General features: G+C 60.6%; 16 protein-coding genes. All 16 read right to left on the bottom strand.

Annotated elements, in window-relative coordinates; genetic code table 11:
• Positions 1–86: 86 nt before the first annotated feature.
• The gene (locus HYI44_RS06500; protein ID WP_225569007.1) at positions 87–1,094 is read right to left on the bottom strand and encodes a serine/threonine-protein kinase; all 1,008 of its coding nucleotides are present in this window, start codon (positions 1,092–1,094) and stop codon (positions 87–89) included.
• Positions 1,091–1,819: a PP2C family protein-serine/threonine phosphatase gene (locus tag HYI44_RS06495; protein ID WP_225569006.1), complete on the bottom strand. Its 729-nt coding sequence runs from the start codon at positions 1,817–1,819 to the stop codon at positions 1,091–1,093. Before HYI44_RS06495 ends, HYI44_RS06500 begins: the two co-directional genes overlap by 4 nt.
• Positions 1,819–5,346, bottom strand: coding sequence for a type VI secretion system membrane subunit TssM (gene tssM, locus HYI44_RS06490; RefSeq protein ID WP_225569005.1), 3,528 nt, complete (start codon positions 5,344–5,346; stop codon positions 1,819–1,821). Before tssM ends, HYI44_RS06495 begins: the two co-directional genes overlap by 1 nt.
• Before the next feature lie 13 nt (positions 5,347–5,359).
• Positions 5,360–6,235, bottom strand: coding sequence for a type IVB secretion system protein IcmH/DotU (gene icmH, locus HYI44_RS06485; protein ID WP_225569004.1), 876 nt, complete (start codon positions 6,233–6,235; stop codon positions 5,360–5,362).
• Positions 6,236–6,240: 5 nt separating this feature from the next.
• Positions 6,241–7,572: a type VI secretion system baseplate subunit TssK gene (tssK, locus tag HYI44_RS06480; protein ID WP_225569003.1), complete on the bottom strand. Its 1,332-nt coding sequence runs from the start codon at positions 7,570–7,572 to the stop codon at positions 6,241–6,243.
• 2 nt (positions 7,573–7,574) lie between these two features.
• Positions 7,575–8,075 carry a type VI secretion system lipoprotein TssJ gene (gene tssJ, locus HYI44_RS06475; protein ID WP_225569002.1) on the bottom strand — a complete coding sequence of 167 codons (501 nt, stop codon included), beginning with the start codon at positions 8,073–8,075 and terminating at the stop codon, positions 7,575–7,577.
• 5 nt (positions 8,076–8,080) lie between these two features.
• Positions 8,081–9,277, bottom strand: coding sequence for a type VI secretion system-associated FHA domain protein TagH (gene tagH, locus HYI44_RS06470; RefSeq protein ID WP_225569001.1), 1,197 nt, complete (start codon positions 9,275–9,277; stop codon positions 8,081–8,083).
• A 17-nt stretch (positions 9,278–9,294) separates the two neighbouring features.
• Positions 9,295–9,435 carry a type VI secretion protein gene (locus tag HYI44_RS06465; RefSeq protein ID WP_225569000.1) on the bottom strand — a complete coding sequence of 47 codons (141 nt, stop codon included), beginning with the start codon at positions 9,433–9,435 and terminating at the stop codon, positions 9,295–9,297.
• Positions 9,436–9,528: 93 nt separating this feature from the next.
• Positions 9,529–11,136, bottom strand: a complete 1,608-nt coding sequence (locus HYI44_RS06460; RefSeq protein WP_225568999.1) for a sigma-54 interaction domain-containing protein — start codon at positions 11,134–11,136, stop codon at positions 9,529–9,531.
• A gap of 10 nt (positions 11,137–11,146) precedes the next feature.
• The gene (gene tssH, locus HYI44_RS06455; protein ID WP_225568998.1) at positions 11,147–13,795 is read right to left on the bottom strand and encodes a type VI secretion system ATPase TssH; all 2,649 of its coding nucleotides are present in this window, start codon (positions 13,793–13,795) and stop codon (positions 11,147–11,149) included.
• 13 nt (positions 13,796–13,808) lie between these two features.
• Positions 13,809–14,816 carry a type VI secretion system baseplate subunit TssG gene (tssG, locus tag HYI44_RS06450; protein ID WP_225568997.1) on the bottom strand — a complete coding sequence of 336 codons (1,008 nt, stop codon included), beginning with the start codon at positions 14,814–14,816 and terminating at the stop codon, positions 13,809–13,811.
• On the bottom strand, positions 14,780–16,567 hold the full coding sequence (gene tssF, locus HYI44_RS06445; protein WP_225568996.1) for a type VI secretion system baseplate subunit TssF: 1,788 nt from the start codon (positions 16,565–16,567) through the stop codon (positions 14,780–14,782). Before tssF ends, tssG begins: the two co-directional genes overlap by 37 nt.
• 176 nt (positions 16,568–16,743) lie before the next feature.
• Positions 16,744–17,154: a type VI secretion system baseplate subunit TssE gene (tssE, locus tag HYI44_RS06440; RefSeq protein WP_225568995.1), complete on the bottom strand. Its 411-nt coding sequence runs from the start codon at positions 17,152–17,154 to the stop codon at positions 16,744–16,746.
• Positions 17,155–17,167: 13 nt separating this feature from the next.
• Positions 17,168–18,643 carry a type VI secretion system contractile sheath large subunit gene (gene tssC / locus HYI44_RS06435; RefSeq protein WP_225568994.1) on the bottom strand — a complete coding sequence of 492 codons (1,476 nt, stop codon included), beginning with the start codon at positions 18,641–18,643 and terminating at the stop codon, positions 17,168–17,170.
• Between the two features lie 26 nt (positions 18,644–18,669).
• Positions 18,670–19,185: a type VI secretion system contractile sheath small subunit gene (gene tssB / locus HYI44_RS06430; RefSeq protein WP_225568993.1), complete on the bottom strand. Its 516-nt coding sequence runs from the start codon at positions 19,183–19,185 to the stop codon at positions 18,670–18,672.
• 32 nt (positions 19,186–19,217) lie between these two features.
• Positions 19,218–20,774: a type VI secretion system protein TssA gene (gene tssA, locus HYI44_RS06425; RefSeq protein WP_225568992.1), complete on the bottom strand. Its 1,557-nt coding sequence runs from the start codon at positions 20,772–20,774 to the stop codon at positions 19,218–19,220.
• Between the last annotated feature and the right edge of the window lie 103 nt (positions 20,775–20,877).

The raw sequence follows: 20,877 nt of genomic DNA, 5'->3' as shown, positions 1-20,877 counted from the left end.
CAGCGGTCGCTCATTCGCATTTTGGTAGTCACAAAAACGTGGGTGTGCGTCGGAGCTATTCATCGCTCCTACTCCCTGTTCGGTAGTCATACGTTACGCCAATGCATCAAGCGTTGCAGCCAGGACGAAGTGACAGCAAAAGCGTCACGCAATTGTTTGGCCGTGATCGTTCGATCCGCCACGTCGAAAGCCAAAGCTGCACGCAGGGCAAGCCAACAGTGCTTGGGTAAGTTCGCGGGTGCTTGCAGCTCGTGCTCCAGATGCTCATCGCGGGCCTGGATCGAGGGCAAGCGGCGGAACGGGGGTTTGCCTCCCGCCAGCTCGTAGATCACACAAGCCACGCTGTAGACGTCGGCGCTGGCCGACAGTGGCTGGCCTTCCAGTAACTCCGGAGCGACGTAGCCGGGAGTCCAGCCATTGAAGCGCTCGCGACTCAAGTGCGGCAGGCCGGGCATGATGCCCTTCTCCGCTTGGCCGAGACCGAAGTCAAACAGGCGCACGCCTTCTTCGCTGAGCATCACATTGCTCGGCTTCATATCACCATGCAGCACGCCGCGAGCATGGGAGTAAGCCAGTGCATCGAGCAGCGGCAGCACGATGTCGCGCAATGCCTCCCACGGCATGCCTTGGGGGCGCTCGCAGAGCAAGTTATCCAGGGTCAGGCCACGCATGAGCTCCATGGTGACGAAGGCACGCTGGCAGTCAATGTCCACCTCAAAAGTGTGCAAACGCAGCACGTTGTCGTGGCGCAAGCGCCGGGTCAGGGCAAACTCGTTGTAAAGCAACGCGCTGGCGTCCGGCGACTCGGCAAATTCTTCGCTGAGAACTTTCAGCGCGACGTAAGGGTCGGGATCGCCGAACTGTTCGCTCAGCAAGTCCCGCGCACGGTAAACCGCTCCCATGCCACCGGCACCGAGCAAGCGCTCGACGCGGTAACGGCCTGCCAGCACATCGGGTATTTCACCGATGGTAGCCCTGGTTGGCGCTAGCGCAGCTTCAGCCTTAAACGACTTGGCGAACGCAAAGTAGGTCAGGTTGCTGTCCTGCTCTTCGCTCTCCAGCAGGTCGTCGATCGGGCGCATAAGTTCAGTCATTGGCGGATGACCACAGCTGTCAGGTTATCCCGGGCCGAACCACGCAGTGCACCGTCAAACAAACGTTCCAGTGCAACCTGCGGCGCGGTCAGGCTCAAGGCATTGCCAAGTGCATCGCTGCTGAGCCCTTGATACAAACCATCGCTGCAGAGCAAAAACACATCGCCGGGATAGACCTCAAGCTCCAGTACGTCCAGGCTAAATTGCTCAGCCGCCCCGACCGCTCGGGTCAAGGCATATGCAGCAGGATGGGCCTTGGCCTGTTCGACGCTCATTTGTTGTTCGTCGATCAGTTGTTGTTGCAGTGAATGGTCCTTGGACAGTTGATACAAACGCTGGCCACGCCACAGATAGCAGCGGCTATCGCCGGCCCAGATGCAAGCCGCTCGATCGCCTTCCACCAGCAGCGCCACCACAGTGCTGCCCATTATGCTGTCGTGGCACCCGGCGGTGACGGTCAACTCCTGACCCAAACGACGGTTGAGCCAGTGCAGGCACTGGCGAATGCCTTTGAGTCGTTCGTCGAAATCATCCTGCACCGGCAATTCCGCCAGGCTGGCGACGATCAACTGGCTGGCGATATCGCCTCGCTGATGACCGCCCATGCCGTCCGCAACCACCCACAACCCCTGCTTTGGAGCGTCCAGGAAAGCATCCTCGTTGCGCGCCCGAACCTTGCCCGCATCGGTGCGCGCTGCGCTGCGCCAGGGGCTGGCCACTAGCATCAAAGCTGCGCCGGCATGCGAAAGGTGCGCAGCACGCCCATGTCGAACGGGTTTGGCGTGCGCTGGCTGGTCAGCAAGTAGTTGGCGCGTAGCCCCCCTACGTCAGCCTTGAGCACCAGCACGTCACGGCCGGTCAGGTATTCAGTCTGCATCAAATCAAACAGACGGAACAACGACCAAGGGCCGGTGTTCTTCTCGATACCCAGCGGGCGGCCGACCATTTTGTCGAGCACCAGGCTGGTACGCCCGTCTTCAGCGTCGATTGGCCACTTGAACGACACCGGTACTATCGGGCCATGACGGTATTCGATGGTCTTGTCGCCGAACTTGAACTCGGAACGGCTGACAGCCGGGTCGAGGGTGTAAGGCTCCAGTTTGAACTGCACCTGAGGTTCGGCTGGATTGTCGGCGAAGAAGCTCTGGCGGATCACGAGCGCGGCGGCCATCTGATCAAGGTAGACCTTGGAGATCGGCAGACTATGACCATCGACACTGCGCATGCGGTAGTTACCCGGATCACCGCTGACAAACGGACGCAGGTAGCTATCGAAGAAGCGGTCCGCAATCCCCTGGGCCTTGAAGAACTCGCGAAAGTCGCTGATTGCCACGTCACTGGCGCTGTGGGCGCTGAACGGATAGCGCTTGCTGATCGCCTTACCGTAGAAGCTGTACAGCTCACTCTGATAGCGCTGATTCAGATAGCGATAAGAATCGCTGAGTACCAGACGCCAGGTATCTTCAGCCAATACGTTGAACCACACACTCACCGGGCGCGGCAGACGGGCCGACGCATTGCGCAGGTTGCTCAGCGCATCACGCTGGCCACCCATGCGGGTCTTGGCCATTTCGAACGCGGCTTGCTCTGGCGAACTGGCCCGGGCCAGGCTGGCCATCTGCGTTTGCAGGTCATTGAGGGCGGTCAGGGCCGGGATCAGGTCAGCGGTTGGGCCGTTGTTGTCATCCAGCAAGCGGTGCAGCGACTCAAAGCGACTTTGCAGGGACTTCTTCGCGGTGTCCGGCAATTTTTTCACCAAGGCGTCAGCCGCCTTGCCAGCCGCGGTGACCGCTAGTTTTCCGAGCTTACCGCCCTTGTCTGCGAGTTTGCCTGCCGCATCGGCGGCTTCATCTGCCGTGTCAGCGACCACTGGGAAGCGGGTGTTTTCACGTACTTGCACCAGCAGTTGCAGAATCGGCGAATTGGCAGATGTCAGGCCCGCCAATTGCTCGGCGCCGTCACTAAAGTCGTTGATGGCCGGCAGCGCGATCCGGCCCACTGCTTCACCCCAGTAGTTGGCGTAGTCGCGAAAATACAGCTGCTCGAGTTCGACCATCAGGCGACGTAAGTCCATACCACTGATACTCGAGCCTTCACCCAGCACCCAGTTGTCACTCAGGATATCGGTAACCAGCATCGAGCCTTTAACCGAAAAATACTGCTGATAGCCCTGTTGGGTATAGAACCCTGGGATCACGTAATCGGTGCCAACAAACAGCGACCCCTGTGGGCCAAGATGTTGGCTCAAGCGGTACTCCAGCAGGTTACGGGCCTGCTCGCGCAGCATCCGATATACCACGTTAGCCAGGGACTCGCTGCGTAAAACCTGGCGCGCCTGAGCCACCAACTGATCATTAAGTGGATAGATAAACGGCTGTTTCAGCAAGCGTTCGAAGTGGCTGTTCAAGCCGTTTTGCACCGCGGTGTTGCCGGTGTATCGCCGGGACCATTCGGCAGCGACCCAGTCCTTGAGCCACAGCGCGTCGCGGCGATCCTTCATATTCAACATCAGGTACGCACGCAAGCTATTGAGCAGGCGTTCGCGGTCCTTCATGTTGGCGCGAATCTGCCCTTCTAGCAGGGTCGCGACCCGTGACAATAGCTGTCCCTCAAGCTCACGTTCATAGGCCTTCTTAACCACCGGATTAACGTCTTCACCTTGATACAGACCTCCACGCTCGTGGTAACCCACATCGCCTTTTTTTGGGAACACTTGAGTCGCCGCGTAGCGGGTGTCCAGGGTCTTGAGCACCGCCATGGGATCATCACGGGTGGTGAGAGGCGAGCTCCGTTGGCTCCAGGTTTGTGCCAGGTTACGCAGGTTTTCCAGGCGCTCGTAGTTCGCGGAGAAACCGCCCGCCCAGAGCATGCCAAATAGCGCCAGCGCGGCCAGTGCGCCCACGTACAATGCACGCTGGCCCCAATGGATGCGGCTGCGTTCGCGTTTGTCCAGCCCTGCAAGATCGGCCTCGGGAAAAATCACCCGGCTGAGCACATGGTGAATGAAACGCGAACGGCCACTGCGCAGCGTCGGCAGCACGCCGGCGTTCATGCCCAGGTTGGCACCAATGCCGGCTGTGGTTGCGTCCATTTCCTCAGTCAGATGCGGCGCGCTGGTCAGATAAAAGCCGCGCAACTGGCTGACACGCTGGTAGCGGTTGCCGGTGAACGCCATGTCGACAAACAGGCACAGACGCTCGCCGATTTGCCCCAGTTGATGCGGGAAGTCGAGGATGCGGCCACGGCGCTGGGTGTCGCGCTCCTGGTGCATGCGCATGATCACTTGGCTGTTGAGGCGACGCAGCAGCTCTTCGAACTCGGCGCGCAGTACGGCCACGTCGTTGCCGCTCTGCTCTTTGCGGAAGCTGGTGCCGAGCACCTGATCGCTTTCTTCGCGGGTCAGTTGATCGAAGAATTCGTCGAAACCGAGCAGCTTGTCGGCCTTGCTCAGCACCAGATAAATAGGCACGTCGACGTGGAGTTTCTGATGCACGTCCTGCAAGCGCGCACGTACCTGGCGGGCCAGGGTGTCGAGGTCTTGCTCGCTGCCACCCACCAGGGTTTCCAATGGAATGGTCACCAGCACGCCGTTCAATGGGCGGTTGCGGCGACGCTTGCACAGCAGGTCGAGCAAGGTGCTCCAGGCACTGCCATCGACTTCGGCATCCGGCTGGGTCAGGTAACGCCCGGCAGTGTCGATCAGCACACCGTGGTCGGCGAAGTACCAGTCGCAATGACGGGTGCCGAGGGTATCGCGGGTCAGTTTGCGGTCGATCTTATTGATCGGAAATTCAAGGCCCGAGAAGTCCAGCAAGCTGGTCTTGCCACTGCCCTGCGGGCCGATCAGCAAGTACCATGGCAAATCGCTGCGCCAGCGTTCGCTGCGACCCCGATACAGGCTGGAGGTCTTGAGGGTTTTCAAGGCGTCTTTGAAACGCGCCCTCAACGCTCGTTGCTCCTCGTCGATCAACTCTTCGCGGCGGAGACCGTCCTGGCCGTCTTCGGTGTCTTCGATGACTTTTTTACGCACATCGGCGCGCCAGCTGACGAAGACCATGGTCAGGCCCCAGATCAAAAACAGCACGCTGATGGTCAGCAAGCGCGAGGTCGAGCCTTCCCAGAACTTGTAGTCATCCACCGCCAGCAGCGGCCCGACGAACCACACCAGCAGTGCGACAAAGAGCACCACCAGCAAGGTCCAGACCCAGGTCTTGCGCAAAAATGCGCCGACTTTCTTAAAAAACTTTTTCATCACACGTCCCTGTTTACGGCTGCGACTGCGGCTGGACCGCGGCCGGATCCAGCGGCTTGAAAGGTTGTAGCACGGTGTCGCGCTGCTCGCCGAGCACCCAGGCAAAGCCGGAATACATCACCACCAGGCAGACGAAGGTGAACAGCGCCACCATCCACGCCGGCACGATGCGCACCAGGCTGCGGCGCTGATCGTTCAGGCCTTCCCAGTGCGGCGACAGCTCACGCGGCACGTCGCCACGCAGTTGACGGATCTGCCGGTACAAGGCGTCGCGGATGCCTTCGAGCTCGAGCATGCCGCGCGCTTGTACGCGGTACTTGCCTTCGAAACCGAGGGACAAACACAGGTACATCAGCTCCAGCATCGGCAGGTGCTTGACCGGGTTTTTCGACAGGCTATCCAGCAGCTGGAAGAACTTCTCGCCACCGAAGGTTTCATTGTGGAAGCTGCTGAGCAGGCTCATCTGCGACCACTCGCTTTCGTTGCCACACGACGTGGTCACGACGGCTTCGTCGACCACGGTGCAGAGCACGTAACGCGCCGCCATCACCTGGCTGCTTTCGGCGCCGTTGTGCAGTGCGCGCACATCAAACAGCTTGATCCCGGCGGTCAGTCGCGTATTGAGCACGTACATGTCTTCGCGGGCGGCGCTGTGCTTGAGTCGCACCACTTCCGAGAGCAGCTCGGAGGCGGCGGCCACCAGCGAATTGAGGCTGATATTGAACGCTTCGGCCGGACGCAGGCGCGCGGCGTAGATCATCCGTTCTTCGAGCTGTTCAAAACGTGGCGGCGCTGCGAAATCGGTCAGCGGGCTTTGCGCCGGGCCGTGGCCCTGGCGGTCGAGCAAGACGGTTTTATCGTCCTGATGGTGTTCCATGTCCTTGATCATTTCAGTCAATTCCTGATGGCCCAGAATTTCAGATCGAGCTCGGCAAATTCACCGGAAACATGGAACGCGAAGCCGCCGGAGCGCTCCAGGTCGGCCAGGTCTGCGGAACTGAGTTCGAGGATGAAATAGGTTTTGTTGGAATGGAACGCGATCTGCCGGGGGGCCACCGGCAACGGTTTGACCTTGATGCCCGGCAGATGCAGGTTGACCAGTTGGCGGATGCGCTCCACCGGGCCGACCTTGAGGTGCGCCGGCAAACGGTGGCGCAGTTCTTCGGAGTCGCAGTTGGCACTGGCCGCCAGCACGAACGACGCCGTGCCCAGCAGTTTGTGGTCGTGCAACGGCGAGACGATGATCCCGTACTGACGTTCCTGCAGGATCAGTTCGATGGCGTGCTGCTCCAGCACCATCGACAGCACCTGGCGGATCGCTTCCATCAGCTTGCGAAAGCTCGCTCCCTGATCGCTGTGCTGGTAACGGCTGTCCAGTCGCGGGCGTTTGCTGTCACTGGAGAAGGTCGCCAGATCACCGAGCATGCTCAGCAGCGTGCGGTACAACTCTTCCGGGTGGACCTGCTCCAGACCGAGGTAGTGACGCAGCAGCAGCTCGGTGCGGTTGATCAGTTGCAGCATCATGAAGTCACCGACTTCCGCGCCACCAACCTTGCCGTTGGAACGGATGCGGTCAGCGATGGTGTCGCCACGGTGACCGAGCATGCTGATCACTTCTTTGAGGCACGACAGCAGGTAGCTGGAGGAATGCGCCTGAATGTAGGTCGGCACGAAATCCGGATCGAGGCTGATCACGCCGTCGGCCGTGGTGTCGAGCACGTTGCAGATCTTCAGCTTCACGTAAGCCTGATCGCTCTGCTGCTCGCCGAGCAACAGCTTGAAGTCCGGACGAGCGCAGCGCACCTGGCTGGCGGAATCATCACCGGCGTTGGAGTCGGCGACTTCGGCCTCGTACGCGGTGTAGCGCGCCAGCACGTCGGATTGCTCCGGACGACGCGCCTCGATGTGGTTACCGGTGACCAGCGGCAACACCAGGTAGATCGGCGTGTTGCCGGTATTCGGCGGTACATCCAGCGCCAGCGGCTCTGTGTTGCCACCCAGTTCGAACAGACTGCCGTCCGGCAGAATCCCCGAGGCCTGGCTGACCACCAGTTTGCCCATGTTGAGGAACTGCAAATCGATGTCCAGGTTGAGGAAGCCCCAGGTGTAACTGCCCAGCAATTGGGTGCGGGTCTTCATCTGATGATCGTAGTAACGATCGTTGTGCTGGAAGTGCTGCGGGCGCAGCAGCATGCCTTCCTGCCAAATGACTTTATGGGTATTCATGATCAGTCATCTGCCTTGGCGAGCATTTCGTGGCTGCTGCGGATACCGGCCTGATCAAGAGTCAGGTCAGCGTCGGTGACTTCCACCGGGGTGATTTGCACGGTGTTGCGCCACTTGGTTCCCGGCAGGTCGCGGTAGGCGGCGAGCACGCCAACGTAGCGGCTGCCCTCCTCCACGCTGAGTTTCAGCTCAATGGTTTCGCCCGGACGCAGCTCAAGCTCTTCGCTAGCGACCAGGTCTGGGGCCAGGGATTCCTTGGCGCGTTCATACAGGCTAAAGAAGTCGGCGTTTTCGAACGTCACCGGGTGCTTGAGCTCGAACAGGCGCACAACAATCGGCGACGGACGCCCGTTGAGGTCCGGGTTCAGCTGATCACTGGCGGTCAGCGTCAGGTTAAGCTTGGTGACTTTCGAATATGGCGACATCGACGAGCAGCCGGCCAACAGCACCAAGGCCATGAGCGCCGTCAGCGTCTTGAATAAAGCGGTCGAACAGCGAGACATGCGGATCATCCTTGATGGTCGGTGTGTAGGGTGGAAATCAGGCGAATCTGCTCTTCGTAGGCCTGAGCGAAGTCACGAGCCAGCAGGCGTTCGCTCCAGTCATTGTCCTGACGCAGGGCCTGGTGATAACGACCGTAGGCTCTCCAGCGACTGCCGGAGGTGGCGAGCAACGGCTTGTTGTCGCGCTCGAAACGCAGGGTCAATTGCTGCGGCGAAAAGTGCTCCAGCGTGCCGCGAACAGCGGCGCGGCTCGCGGTCAGCAGCGCGACCTGGTGCGCCTGCACATCGCGGAACGCGCGGGAGATCGCCTGCTCGGCCGGCAATTGGCCCGGCTTGTTCGGCTGCAACAAAATGCCCAGTGCTTCACCGGCATCGACCGCGAATTTCAGCGGGTTCTTTTGAGAGCCTTGCACAGTGGTCTGGGCCAGACGCAGTTCGTTTTTCAGTTCGCTGCGGGTGCGCAGGCTCTGCTGTAAACCGCCGACACTTTGCTTGAGCAAGCGCGCCGCATTGAGCGCCAAGGCTTCGCGGGCATCGTGGTCGAGGCTTTTGAGGTCCACGCCCAGCGCAGCACCGAAATGCTCCCAGAAGCCTTCGCTCTGACGCTCTTCCTCTTTTAGCGCTGGAGCCGGGGCTAATTCTGCCGGAGCGTTGATCAGCTCAGGGACCAGCAGGCTTTCCATGTCGATGCGGGCGTAATCGGCGCGCTGACGGGTGTCCTCGATCGTGGTACTCGGGGAGATCAGCTCTTCGATTTCCGAATACACACGTTCTTGCTGTTCGAGAGCTTTCAGCGGGTCGAGATCGAGGAAGGCATCGTCCGGAATGATGCTGCCCGCCGCACGCGGACGGCCAACTTCGCCGTCGAACGTCGCCGGGTCACGCACCAGCCGCGCGCGGATCTCGAAATCGCCCAGCACGTAGGTGTTGCCGTGTTCGATGCGTACCGGTTCGCCTTTGCGCAGGCGTGCACCGCTTTCACCGGACTGAACACCGTTGCTGCTGGTGTCGGTCAGGAAAAACGTGCCTTCGCGGTAGCTGATCATCACGTGGTGATTGGACAGGTGACGCTTGCCGTCCGGGATGATCCAGTCGCAATCCTCGCCACGACCGATCACGCCACCGGCCTGTTTGAAGGTCTTCTGGCATAAATCGGTGGGCACTAACTGCTTGGTGTTGAGCATTTCGAAAACCAGTTCCATGGTGATTCTCCTTGCGATCACTTGCCGCGATTGACCGCCTGCGGATCACCCAATGGGCGATAGGTGTTGTCGTTGTATTTGTAATTGCCGCTACAGCCGCCAAGGCCGAATAGAACGACGACGGTCAGCAGGACGGCTTGCCAGTGACGAACGGGCATCAGAGGGTCTCCAGAGGTAGACAAAGCACAAAGCGCCAGCCCGGCTGGGTGGTGCTATCAGAAGCGGACGAGGTAAAATTGACGGTCATTGGCCTAACCATTGAAATCCCCCAGATTGATATTCAGTCGCCCGAGGCGGTACAGCAGCGTGCGACGCGGCAACCCGAGTTCGCGGGCCGCGAGAGTCTGGTTGCCGTTGTTTTTACGCAAGCAATCGAGCAAAAAACTGCGTTCTACCTGCTCCAGACGTCCACGCAGGTCCAGGCTGCTGTCTTCCAGCATGGCTTCCAGGCGCTCGCGCAACTTCAAATGATTGTCTGGCGGCATGACCGCCCTGAGTTCGCAGAGGCTCACACTGTTGTCATCCGGTATCGGGGCCGAACGCAGGGAGAAATGCTCCGCCAGCAATTCGCCGCCTTCGCACAGCAACACCGCACGCTCGACCAGGCCTTTGAGTTCGCGCACGTTGCCGGGGAAGGCGTAACCGGACAGGTGATCCAGTGTCGCGTCGGACCAGTACACCGCATCGCGTTGCAAGAACTCGCAGGCCTTGTCGGCGAAGTACCGGGCCAGGTTGGGAATGTCGCCCTCGCGCTGACGCAGGGCAGGCAACTCGATCGGGAATTGCGCAAGGCGGTAGTACAAGTCCTCGCGGAACTTGCCTTCGCTGACCAGCAGCGACAAATCACGGTGGGTCGCGGCGATGATGCGCACGTCGATCTTGTGGGTGTCGTTGGAACCCAGCGGGCGGATCTCGCCTTCCTGCAACACGCGCAGCAACTTGGCTTGCAACGACAACGGCATGTCGCCGATTTCATCGAGCAACAAGGTACCGCCGTTGGCCGCATCGAACAGCCCGGCTCGGTCGTGGTCGGCGCCGGTGAAGGCGCCTTTACGGTAGCCGAACAGCTCGCTTTCCAGCAGGTTCTCGGGGAGCGCCGCGCAGTTCTGTACGATAAAGGCTTGAGAACGGCGCGGACCGCAATCGTGAATCGCCCGTGCGACCACTTCCTTGCCGGTGCCAGTTTCGCCGCGCAACAGCACGGTGTACGGGCTGTGCAGAACTTTGCTGATCAGCGAATAGGTCTGGCGCATGGCAGCGCTCTTGCCGATCAAACCGTAGTCGCTGGCGCTCGGCACGCTGACTGGCGCGGGTTTTGAGTCACCCGCGGGACGACGTAAGCGTTGCAGCAAATGCAACTGACCTAGCACGAACGACCCCAACTGCCCGAGGGAATCGGCGAAGCCTTGCAGGTCGATGTGCTGGAGACTGGCGCACAGCAGCAAGCCTTCGACCGCGTTCAGCTGATTCACCAGCGGCACGCACAACAGCGACTGCCAAGGCGTGGCCTGCGGTGGCAGAAAACTGGTTTCGTGCAGGCTGCCGCTCAATTCGCTGAGGCTCACCACGCGGTTCTGGCACAGGGCGAATTGCAGCGGTTGTTCCCCGTTGTAATCGACAGGCAGGCTCGTCGCTTCCCGGGGTTGCAGAATGCCGTTCAGGCACTCGGCGTTCATCCCAAGGCACGTGTGAGTGGCGTCCAGCAGGTACAACTGCGTCAGTTCGCAACCGCTGAGCTGAGCCACCGCGCGCACGAAGTCACCCAGCAGCGCAGCACCGTCCGCCGCCCGCGACAGGCCGGCGAACTGCGCCATCAAGGCTTCGGCATAGACCAGCGGTTGCGGCACTTGAGTGAACATCACACCCACCTCAGACGAACTCGCAGATCACGCTGGCGTCGCCATCGAGCGTGGCGTGTACACGCTTGAGGCTTTCTCCGGAGGCCATCGCGTCGAGCAAGCGGTCGGCCACCAGCGGAAGCACGTGCAGGTCGAGCAAATGATCGATCAGGCGCGCGCCGCTGTCGCTCTGGGTGCAGCGCTCGGCCAGGTGATCGACGAGGTCCTGGGAGTAAGTGAAGTCCAGCTGACGACGATTCAGGCGCTCGCCCAGACGACCGAGTTTGATTTCGATCAGCTCGCGCAACACCGGGCCGCCGACCGGGTAGTAAGGCACCACGCGCATGCGCGCCAATAGCGCCGGTTTGAAATGCTTGCTGAGGATCGGGCGGATGGTTTCTTCGAGCACTTCGGCGATCGGCCGTGCGCCGTTTTCGCAGAGTTCACTGATGCGGTCGCTACCGAGGTTCGAGGTCATCAGGATCAGCGTGTTGCGAAAATCAATCTCCCGACCTTCACCATCGTTGGCCACGCCTTTATCGAAGATTTGGTAGAACAGGTTGAGCACGTCCGGGTCGGCTTTTTCGACTTCATCGAGCAGCACGACGGAGTACGGTTTGTGCCGCACGGCTTCGGTGAGCATGCCGCCCTCGCCGTAACCGACGTAGCCCGGTGGCGCACCGATCAGACGCGAGACGGTGTGCTTCTCCTGGAACTCGGACATGTTGATGGTGGTGATGAAACGATCACCGCCGTAGAGCAAATCAGCCAGGGCCAGCGCGGTTTCGGTTTTGCCGACGCCGCTCGGGCCGACCAGCAGGAACACGCCCACTGGCGCATCCGGTTTGTTGAGGCCCGCAGCGGTGGCGCGCATCGAGCGGTCCAGTGCGTGAACGGCTTGTTCCTGACCACGGATGCGCGTGCGCAGGTCGGTGGCGAAGCTCGCGACCTTGGCGTTGTGCTCGCGGGCCAGTTGCGCCAAGGGCACGCCGGTCCAGGCGCTGATCACTTCGGCGACCAGACGCGGGCAGACTTCGAAGCTCACCAGGCGTTCTTTGACCTGAAGCTCGGTCAGCGCTTTGTGCGTTTCGTTGAGTGCCGCTTCCAGGGTTTCGACGCTGTGCGCTTCGTCCACCGGCAGGGTTTCGATCACGGTGCCTTTAGTGTCTTCTTCAACCGTGACGGTCGGTTCGACGGCGGCGACCTCGCGGGCCTTGGACAGTTGCTGACGCAGCTCCAGCAAACGCTCGGCCAGTTCCTTCTGTTGGGTCCACAGGGTTTCCAGCGCGCCCCTTTCGTCTTCGGCTTCACCCAGACGCGCTTCCAATGCGTCCAGCGCTTCATGATCGATCAGCAAACCGGCTTCCGCATCACGGCGCAGGGCCTGACGCTGACGGCCACCTTCGGCCAGCTCGCCACGCAGGCGTTCAAGGCTTTGCGGAGCGGCGGCGAGGCTGATGCGCACGCGGGCGCACGCGGTGTCGAGTACGTCGACCGCTTTGTCCGGCAGTTGGCGACCGGCGAGGTAACGGGCGGACAGTTCGGCAGCGGATACCACCGCGTCGTCGCGCAGGTAGATGCCGTGACTTTTCTCGTACACCTGAGCCAAGCCGCGAAGGATGGTCACTGCTTCGCTGACGGTCGGTTCGTGCAGTTGCACCGGCTGGAAACGACGGGCCAGCGCCGGGTCTTTCTCGAAGTATTTTTTGTACTCCGCCCAAGTGGTCGCAGCGATAGTGCGAAGTTCGCCACGAGCCAGGGCCGGTTTCAGCAGGTTGGCCGCGTCGGAACCGCCGGCATTGCCGCCCGCGCCGATCAGCGTATGGGCTTCATCGATGAACAGGATGATCGATTTCGGCGAAGCTTTGACTTCGTCGATCACGCCCTTGAGGCGGCGTTCGAATTCACCTTTGACGCTGGCACCGGCCTGCAGCAGGCCCATGTCCAGCAACAGCAGCTCGACGCCTTTGAGCACCTGGGGCACTTCACCGGCGGCGATGCGCGAGGCAAGGCCTTCGACGATCGCAGTTTTACCGACGCCGGCTTCACCGACCACAATCGGGTTGTTCTTGCGGCGACGGGCGAGGATGTCGATCATCTGCCGGATCGCGCCATCGCGGCACAGTACCGGGTCAAGTTTGCCGTCGCGGGCCTGCTGGGTCAGATTGTGGGTAAAGCGCTGCAGCAACGATTCGCCCGCCACGGCGGGTTTGCCATTGGCCGGCGGCTCTTTCTGCGACAGGGCAAATTCTTTCAGGCGATCAATGTTCAGTTTGGCCAGCACCGCCTGATAACGGCTGCCGGCGTAACGCATCGGGTTGCGCAGCAGGGCGAGGATCAGCGCAGCCTGTTCGACCTGGGTCTGGCCCAGTTCGAGATTGGCCACCAGCAACGCATCCTGCAGCCACTGCACCAGTTCCGGGGCAAACACCGGGTTGCGCGACGCGCTGTGCTCGCCCCGCGATTGCAACGCGGCGCTCAGCTCGCCGGCATCCACTTCGGCGTCTTGCAGCGCACGTGCGAGCAGGCCTTGCGGGCGCTCCAGCAGGCCGAGCAGCAAGTCTTCGACGAGGATCTTGCTGCCGCCACGGGCGACGCAGCGTTCGGCAGAACTTTCCAGGTCACGACGGGTTTCGGCGTTCAGCGCCTGGATAAGTTGTTGCAGGTCTACGTTGATCATTGGTCATCGGTCCTTAATGAATTTTGCTGCCCAGGGTGACCACGCCGTCCGCTTTTTCGCGGCCGAGCCAACTGGTCCAACCCAAGCGACAGGCGTTCTGCTCACCGATACGCAGTTCCGGGATTTCTTCGTGGCGCAACACCAGGCGAATGTCGTAATCGAGCGGGTCACGCAGGGTGAAACGCACCAGCGCGCACAACGGCTGGTAGCCGAAACCGATGGGCAGGAACTCGTGAAAGCGTGGCCAGTCGAGTTCGCGGATGTGAATGCGGAATTTGCCGCTGCGGTCGCGCACGTGTTCACCCAGCACCAGGTCTTCGCCGAGCAGGCTGTTGGCGCGCCCCAAACGATTGAGCTGCTCGTCGAGGATTTCCACGCGGCGCTCGATGCACTGCTCAATGGTCAGCTCGGCGTGCTTGAAGTAGTAACGCAGCACGGCTTCGATCAGCGCCGCCGAGTGCGCGCGCAGGCTGAGCAAGCCGAGGTACGGCAGCAGGCGTTTCCAGTTCAGTTCGCCGGCCTTGCGGATCTCTTCACCGCCCAGGCCAATCAACGCAAACAGTTGCGCAGAGAACGGGTCGAGCGCGCCGCTCTCGAAGCTGGCGCGGTAGCGGTATTTGCGCCAGATCGGCAGCATCAGCCGTTGCAGGCGGTGGTGGAACAGGTCGAGGAAGTTGCGGGTCGGGTTGCCATCTTCGCTGTCGCCCAGGGCCTGTTCGCCGTAGAACGCCGGCAGTGGCGAACCGGAACCGACCAGGCCGATCAGGTTGAACCGCAGGCGCGCACGCATCTGCCCGTGCTCGTGGAAAAACTCCACGCGATCAACATCGCTGCCGGGGAACCCCAGGCTCGGGTTGGCCTGGAATTCCAACTGGTCGTACAGATCGTCCTGGCTCAGGTGCGGGTGGACATCGCGCAGCCGGTCAACCACCAGCAGCACGGCCTGAAACAGCGAGTACTCGCGTATTCCTCGGGTCAGACCGCTTAAAGCAGCGGCTGAAGGCCCATACGTGGTGTCCATTGGTACACATCTCCCTGTGTGCTTCTTACCCGCAGCTCGTGGTAGGAATTAAGACTGGCGTAAAGCGCGAAAAACTCGTTAAGAACCGAAGCGAACACGAACAGGTCGCCTTCGCCGATGTAGCCTTCCGGGTCGATGGTCAGCTCGGTGCGCAACCCGCGCACCGGCAAGCCGCGATGCAGGCGGTCGACGTGTTGGTGTTTGATCGACTTGAGCCCGCCGAGCAGGCGTTTGCTGACCTTCGCCGCGTGCTGGTCGTGGTAGCGCGGCAGGTCGTAGGTTTCGAGAATCACCTTCAACGCATTGACGTCGGCCAACGACAGGTAGTTGAGCGACATGTTGCTGATCAGCTTCCAGAGGAAGTCGCGATTCAGCGGCGGCGCATAACTCGGAGTCGCCGGGGTGATGTTGCGGAAACTCAGGAACTCCGGCGTCTCTTCACAGGCCTGGCTGATGTCGCCGAGCTTGAGTTTTTTCGGCAGGTTCTGGTTGGTGCACGTCAGCTCGATCGACAGGGTTTCGTGGGCTTCGGTGTGGCGGATGCCGAAGCTCAGGTAAGTGTCGAGGCCGTCGTGCAACAGCGAGGAGCGCTGGCGAATGCTGTAGTGCGGACGGCTGGTGGGCACGTCGAAACTTGGGTCGTGCTCGAAGGATTCGAACGGCACGTACTCTTGATAAGCGAGGGCACCGGGTTTCCAGCCGGTGACGCTTTCCACCGAAAACACACCGCAGTTTTCCAAGTCGTATTCGGCGGGCAGCAACAGGTATTCATCCTGTTTGCCGTCGAGGCGTATTGGCAACGCATCGTGCTTGAACAGGTTGACGATCGGCGTGCAATACAGCTTCACGTTGTCCAGGGTCGGACGCATGCGCAGGATGCCGCTTTTGCGAATATCGAAGCGCAACTCCAGGCCGCGCGTCTGCTTGAGCGTGTCTTCCGGCAGCGCCTTGAGAATGTCCAGACCGTTGACGTCGACGAACAGGAACTTGTCCTGGAAGGCGAAATACTCTTGCAGGTATCGGTAGCCACGGAAGGTGTTCAGCGGATACGGGATCAACGCTTCTTCTTCGGAAAAACCCACCGGCTGCACGCGATCGCCAGGCATCTTGAACGCCATCGGAGTGCCGTTGACGCCATTGATCGGTTTACCGGTGCCGTCCAGCGGGATCAACTCGATGCCTTCCAGATTGCGCAACAGGCTCAGGTACAGCATCTGGCTGATGTAACGCTCGCCGGCGAAGTGCAGGCGCAAGCGACTCAATTCCAGCTCACCGAGATGACCCTCGGCGCTCATCTCCAGGCGCAGGCTCAACAGCGAACCGTCGCCCTTCACCGAGTAGGTCAGCGCGGCGAGATCCAGCGCCTGGACTTCGGTCGGGTAGCAGGTGCGGAAACGGCAACGCACGTCTTCATTCGGAACACTTTCAATCGGCGTATCACGCTTGACTTTCAGCGCTGGGCCGGAACGCTTGAGCGGGTCGAACTGCAAAATACTGAACGCCGGCAGCGGGCGCATGTAGTTTGGCCATAGCAGCTGCATCAGCGAGTGGCTGAGCTCTGGCAATTCGTCGTCGAGTTTCTGACGCAGGCGACCGGTCAGGAACGCAAACCCTTCCAGCAACCGCTCCACGTCCGGATCCCGCCCGGCCTGGCCGAGGAAAGGCGCCAACGCAGGGTGACGCTCGGCGAAACGGCGGCCTAACTGGCGCAGTGCGGTGAGTTCGCTTTGGTAGTAGTGGTTAAAAGACACGGTCAGCTCCCTGCTTGTCTGGTGGGCGACGGTGTGACTCAGTGGCGGTAAGCGACCCGCCCTGAACATCCCTACCGATCAACCCATAAATTAAAATGTGCGCGAACCCCGGCCCTCGACGTCAGGCACACGCAGCGATCACCGGTAGCAGCAGCCGTCTGGCCAACATCGCTGCCTTATGAACTGACGTTGACCTGACCACGGCCATCGAGGCGCGCAATGAAACTGACCTGACGTTTGCCCCCCTCCACTTCCAGCAGGCCTTCGATGCTGAAGGACAGGCGAAGCTGATCGTGGTCACGCGGCAGGGAGATGACACGCACGTTGCTCAGTCGTGGCTCGTAGGCTTCGATGAAATCTTCGATGGCCAGACGGGCCTTACTCAGGGAGTCGTGCAGGCTCAGACGCATGTCATTGAGATCGGGCAGCCCGTAATCGGAGAGCGTTTGCACGCTGCCCGCACGGGTGCTGAGCATCTTGGCCAGATGGGCAGCCACGGACGCCATGGCGCAAACCTCGCGGCTCCAGCCGACGCGTTTGTCCGCGTCGCCACCCAGGCGTTCGAAAAGGCTGCCGTATCCAGTCATGAGTGAGCTCCGCTTACTCTTTGTCCAGCTTGCCAACCAGCGACAGGGTGAAATCGGCACCCATGTACTTGAAGTGCGGGCGCACGTTCAGGCTGACGCGGTACCAGCCAGGCTCGCCTTCGACATCGCTGACGATGATCTGGGCAGCGCGCAGTGGACGACGGCCACGCACTTCGGCGCTCGGGTTTTCCTGGTCGGCCACGTACTGGCGGATCCACTTGTTAAGTTCCAGTTCGAGATCGGTCCGTTCTTTCCACGAACCGAGTTGCTCGCGCTGCAGCACTTTCAAGTAGTGAGCCAGGCGGTTGACGATCATCATGTACGGCAGCTGGGTGCCGAGCTTGTGGTTCAGCTCTGCAGCCTTGCCTTCTGCGCTGCTGCCGAAGGATTTCGGCATCTGCACCGAGCTCGCGGAGAAGAACGCCGCGTTATCGGAGCCTTTGCGCATGGTCAGGGAGATGAAACCTTCCTCGGCCAGTTCGTATTCACGACGGTCACTCACCAATACTTCCGTAGGAATCTTGGTTTCAATTTCGCCCATGCTTTCGAAGTGGTGCAACGGCAGGTCTTCCACCGCGCCACCGCTTTGCGGGCCGATGATGTTCGGGCACCAGCGGAATTTGGCGAAACTGTCGGTCAGCTTGGTGCCGAACGCGTAGGCGGTGTTGCCCCACAGGTAGTGCTCGTGGTTGTTGGCGACGGTTTCCTTGTACACGAACGATTTGACCGGGTTGTCTTCCGGGTCGTACGGGTTGCGCAGCAGGAAACGCGGCACGGTCAGGCCAACGTAACGGGAGTCTTCCGACTGGCGGAAGCTCTGCCATTTGGCGAACTGCGGGCCTTCGAAGTGATCTTTCAGATCCTTCAGGTCCGGCAGGCCGGTGAAGCTTTCCAGACCGAAGAATTTCGGGCCGGCCGCGGCAATGAACGGCGCGTGGGACATGCAGGCAACGCTGGACACGTACTGCATCAGCTTCACGTCCGGCGAGCTTGGGGACATGAAGTAGTTGGCGATGATTGCGCCCACCGGCTGACCACCGAACTGACCGTATTCAGCGGTGTAGATGTGCTTGTAGAGGCCCGACTGCATCACTTCCGGCGAATCTTCGAAGTCGTCCATCAGGTCGTCCTTGGAGACGTTGAGGATTTCAATCTTGATGTTTTCGCGGAAGTTGGTGCGGTCGACCAGCAACTGCAGACCTCGCCACGACGACTCCAGGGACTGGAAAGCCGGGTGGTGCAGGATTTCGTCCATCTGGCGGCTGAGCTTGGCATCGATCTCGGCGATCATGCGATCAACCATGGCTTTCTTGACCGGCTCACCATTGTTCTGCGGCTTGAGCAGCTCTTCGATGAAGGCCGATACACCACGCTTGGCGATGTCGTAGGCTTCGTCGTCCGGGGTCAGGCGGGTCTCGGCGATGATGCTGTCGAGAATGCTGTATTCGCCGTTCTCGTTGCTCTTTTGCTGTGCTGCGCTAGTGCTCATTGTTGGCTTCCTTGACTGATGGGAACTCAGACGTTCTGGGTGGCGTCCTGGCCGGCGGCGTTCAAGCCCAGCTCACCCAATACGCGACCGCGGGATTCGTCGTCGGCGAGCACGCCTTCGATGGCTTTGCGGAACGCAGGCGCGTTACCCAGCGGGCCTTTGAGGGCCATCAACGCGTCGCGCAGCTCCATCAGTTTTTTCAGCTCCGGCACTTGCTCGACCAGGCTGGCCGGGTTGAAGTCCTTCATCGAGTTGACGCGCAGTTGCACGGCCAGTTCTTCGGTGTCGCTACCTTCCTGAAGACGGTTCGGTACGCTCAGTGCCAGGCTCAACTCTTGCTTGGCCAGTACTTCGTCGAAGGTCATCTTGTCGATGCTGATCGGTTTGCGATCTTCGACTTTGCGTTCGTCCTTGCGGTGGGTGTAGTCACCGATTGCCAGTAGTTTCAACGGCAGTTCGATCTCTTCCTGTGCACCACCGGTGGCAGGTTTGAACGTGACGTTGATGCGTTCCTTTGGGGCTACCGAGCCTTCTTTGGCCATGGCTTTTCTCCTTGAGATTGTGGCCCGGGGGCCTATTCGAGTACCACCTCGAGATCGAGGTGGCACAGCCTGCGATAAATCTCTTCCTTGCGTTCACGGACGGCATGGTTCTGCGGCAACAACTCGCAGCAGCTATGCAGTAAATGCAGCACTTCCAGCGCAAGATCGGGCTCCCAGGCGTTCAGGCCTGAGTCCTGTAAGGTTTGGTCGAGGGTTTCGAGTTGGGTCTTGGCCAGTTCGTATTTCTTGGCCATGAAACACAGCCGCGCGAGGGCGAACTGCCAGAAAAATCGAACCCGCTCGCCCTGGGCGCTTTGCAGGCCCTGCTTGAGGATTTGCACGGCAGCCTTGAGGCCGTCCTTGCGCAAAATCGGCAGGACTTCTTCGAGGGCCAGTTCCCACGCCAGCTGCGTGTCAGCCACTTCGACCTTGCGCGGAGCACTGTCGGTTTGCAGGTGCGGCATGACGTGGGCGCTGATCCATGCGCGCGTGGCTGGATCGGCGAATGGCGCGCCATCGTGGTAACGCAATTCGATGATGCCGGGCAGGCGCCGAATCAAAAGCGCGAAATGGATTTCCACTTCGCGCATGGCCATCTCGGCGTTCAAGGCCTGAAGGCATTCCCACGCCATTCGCTGGCCATCGAACCAGAACGGCGCCTTCGCCAGGCTCGCCTCCAGTTCCACCAGCAGGTCAGCGTAGTTGCCCTGGTCGAAACGGTCCTGATAGGCCTTGAGCTTGTCCGCCGGCAACCCGCGCAGCACGGTGATTTGCTCGGCGTTGCGCTCGGGGACGGTGTCGATGGGCAACCATAGCAACGTGCGATTGAGGCGCAAGGCACGCAGGTCAGTGGCTTTCTGTTTGAGCCACCATGCACACAACGGCCGCGCGTTCTCTTGCTGGGCACGCAGGGCCTTGTGGGCTTCTTTTTCGTTGTCGATCGGTGCGCCGGGGGTGAACAACTGCGTGGCGGCTTGCTTCACCTGAGCCACTGCGGCCCCCACGAGCCCTGCCGGCGGCTCACTGTCGGCGGCACGCTGGACCATACTGTTCAAGCGCCGGGTAATGGGCAGCAGCAGTGGTACGTCGTCGCCTAAGTGCTCGGTGCAGACAGCATCGAGCCCTTCCAAGTGTTCCAGCAAGCGGCGGAACAACGGCAGCTGCTCTTTGATCGAGACGTTTTCACTCAATAAGAGCTCAAGACGTGGCACTAGCCAGCCGATGGCAGCAGCGCGAGTGCGCGGTTTGGCTGGGTGAAGCTGGGCCCAATGCTGTTCGCACAGATGCCGCAAAAGGCCACAGCCGGCCAGCAGGCCCGGAAAGGATTCGCGCTGATACAACGCCCAAGCCAACCAGGCGGCCACCCGCAGATCCTTGGATTGGCTACGGAGCAAGGTCTCAGCGATTTCCTGCACTTTCAGCCAGTCGGTTTGCCCACTTTCATGCATGGATTGAGCTTTGGACAGCTCATTTTCCAGCGCCTCGAACTCACTCGAAAATCGAACATCGTCCCCGGCGAACTGCTGTGGGGAAATGCCAGAGTTCGCGAGTTCAAGATAGTCGGTGGATAGCTTACTTGAATAGGACATCTACCGACGTTCGATCAGCGAGGATCCATTCAGGCACATCATCAGCACTGCTGAAAAAGGCCTTGTAGTGGTCTAATGAAACCGGACACCCATTTAGGCGAGA

The organism is Pseudomonas sp. Y24-6 (assembly GCF_020295325.1).
Taxonomy (GTDB): Bacteria; Pseudomonadota; Gammaproteobacteria; order Pseudomonadales; family Pseudomonadaceae; genus Aquipseudomonas; species Aquipseudomonas gregormendelii.
This window is presented reverse-complemented; position numbering and strand designations above follow the sequence as displayed.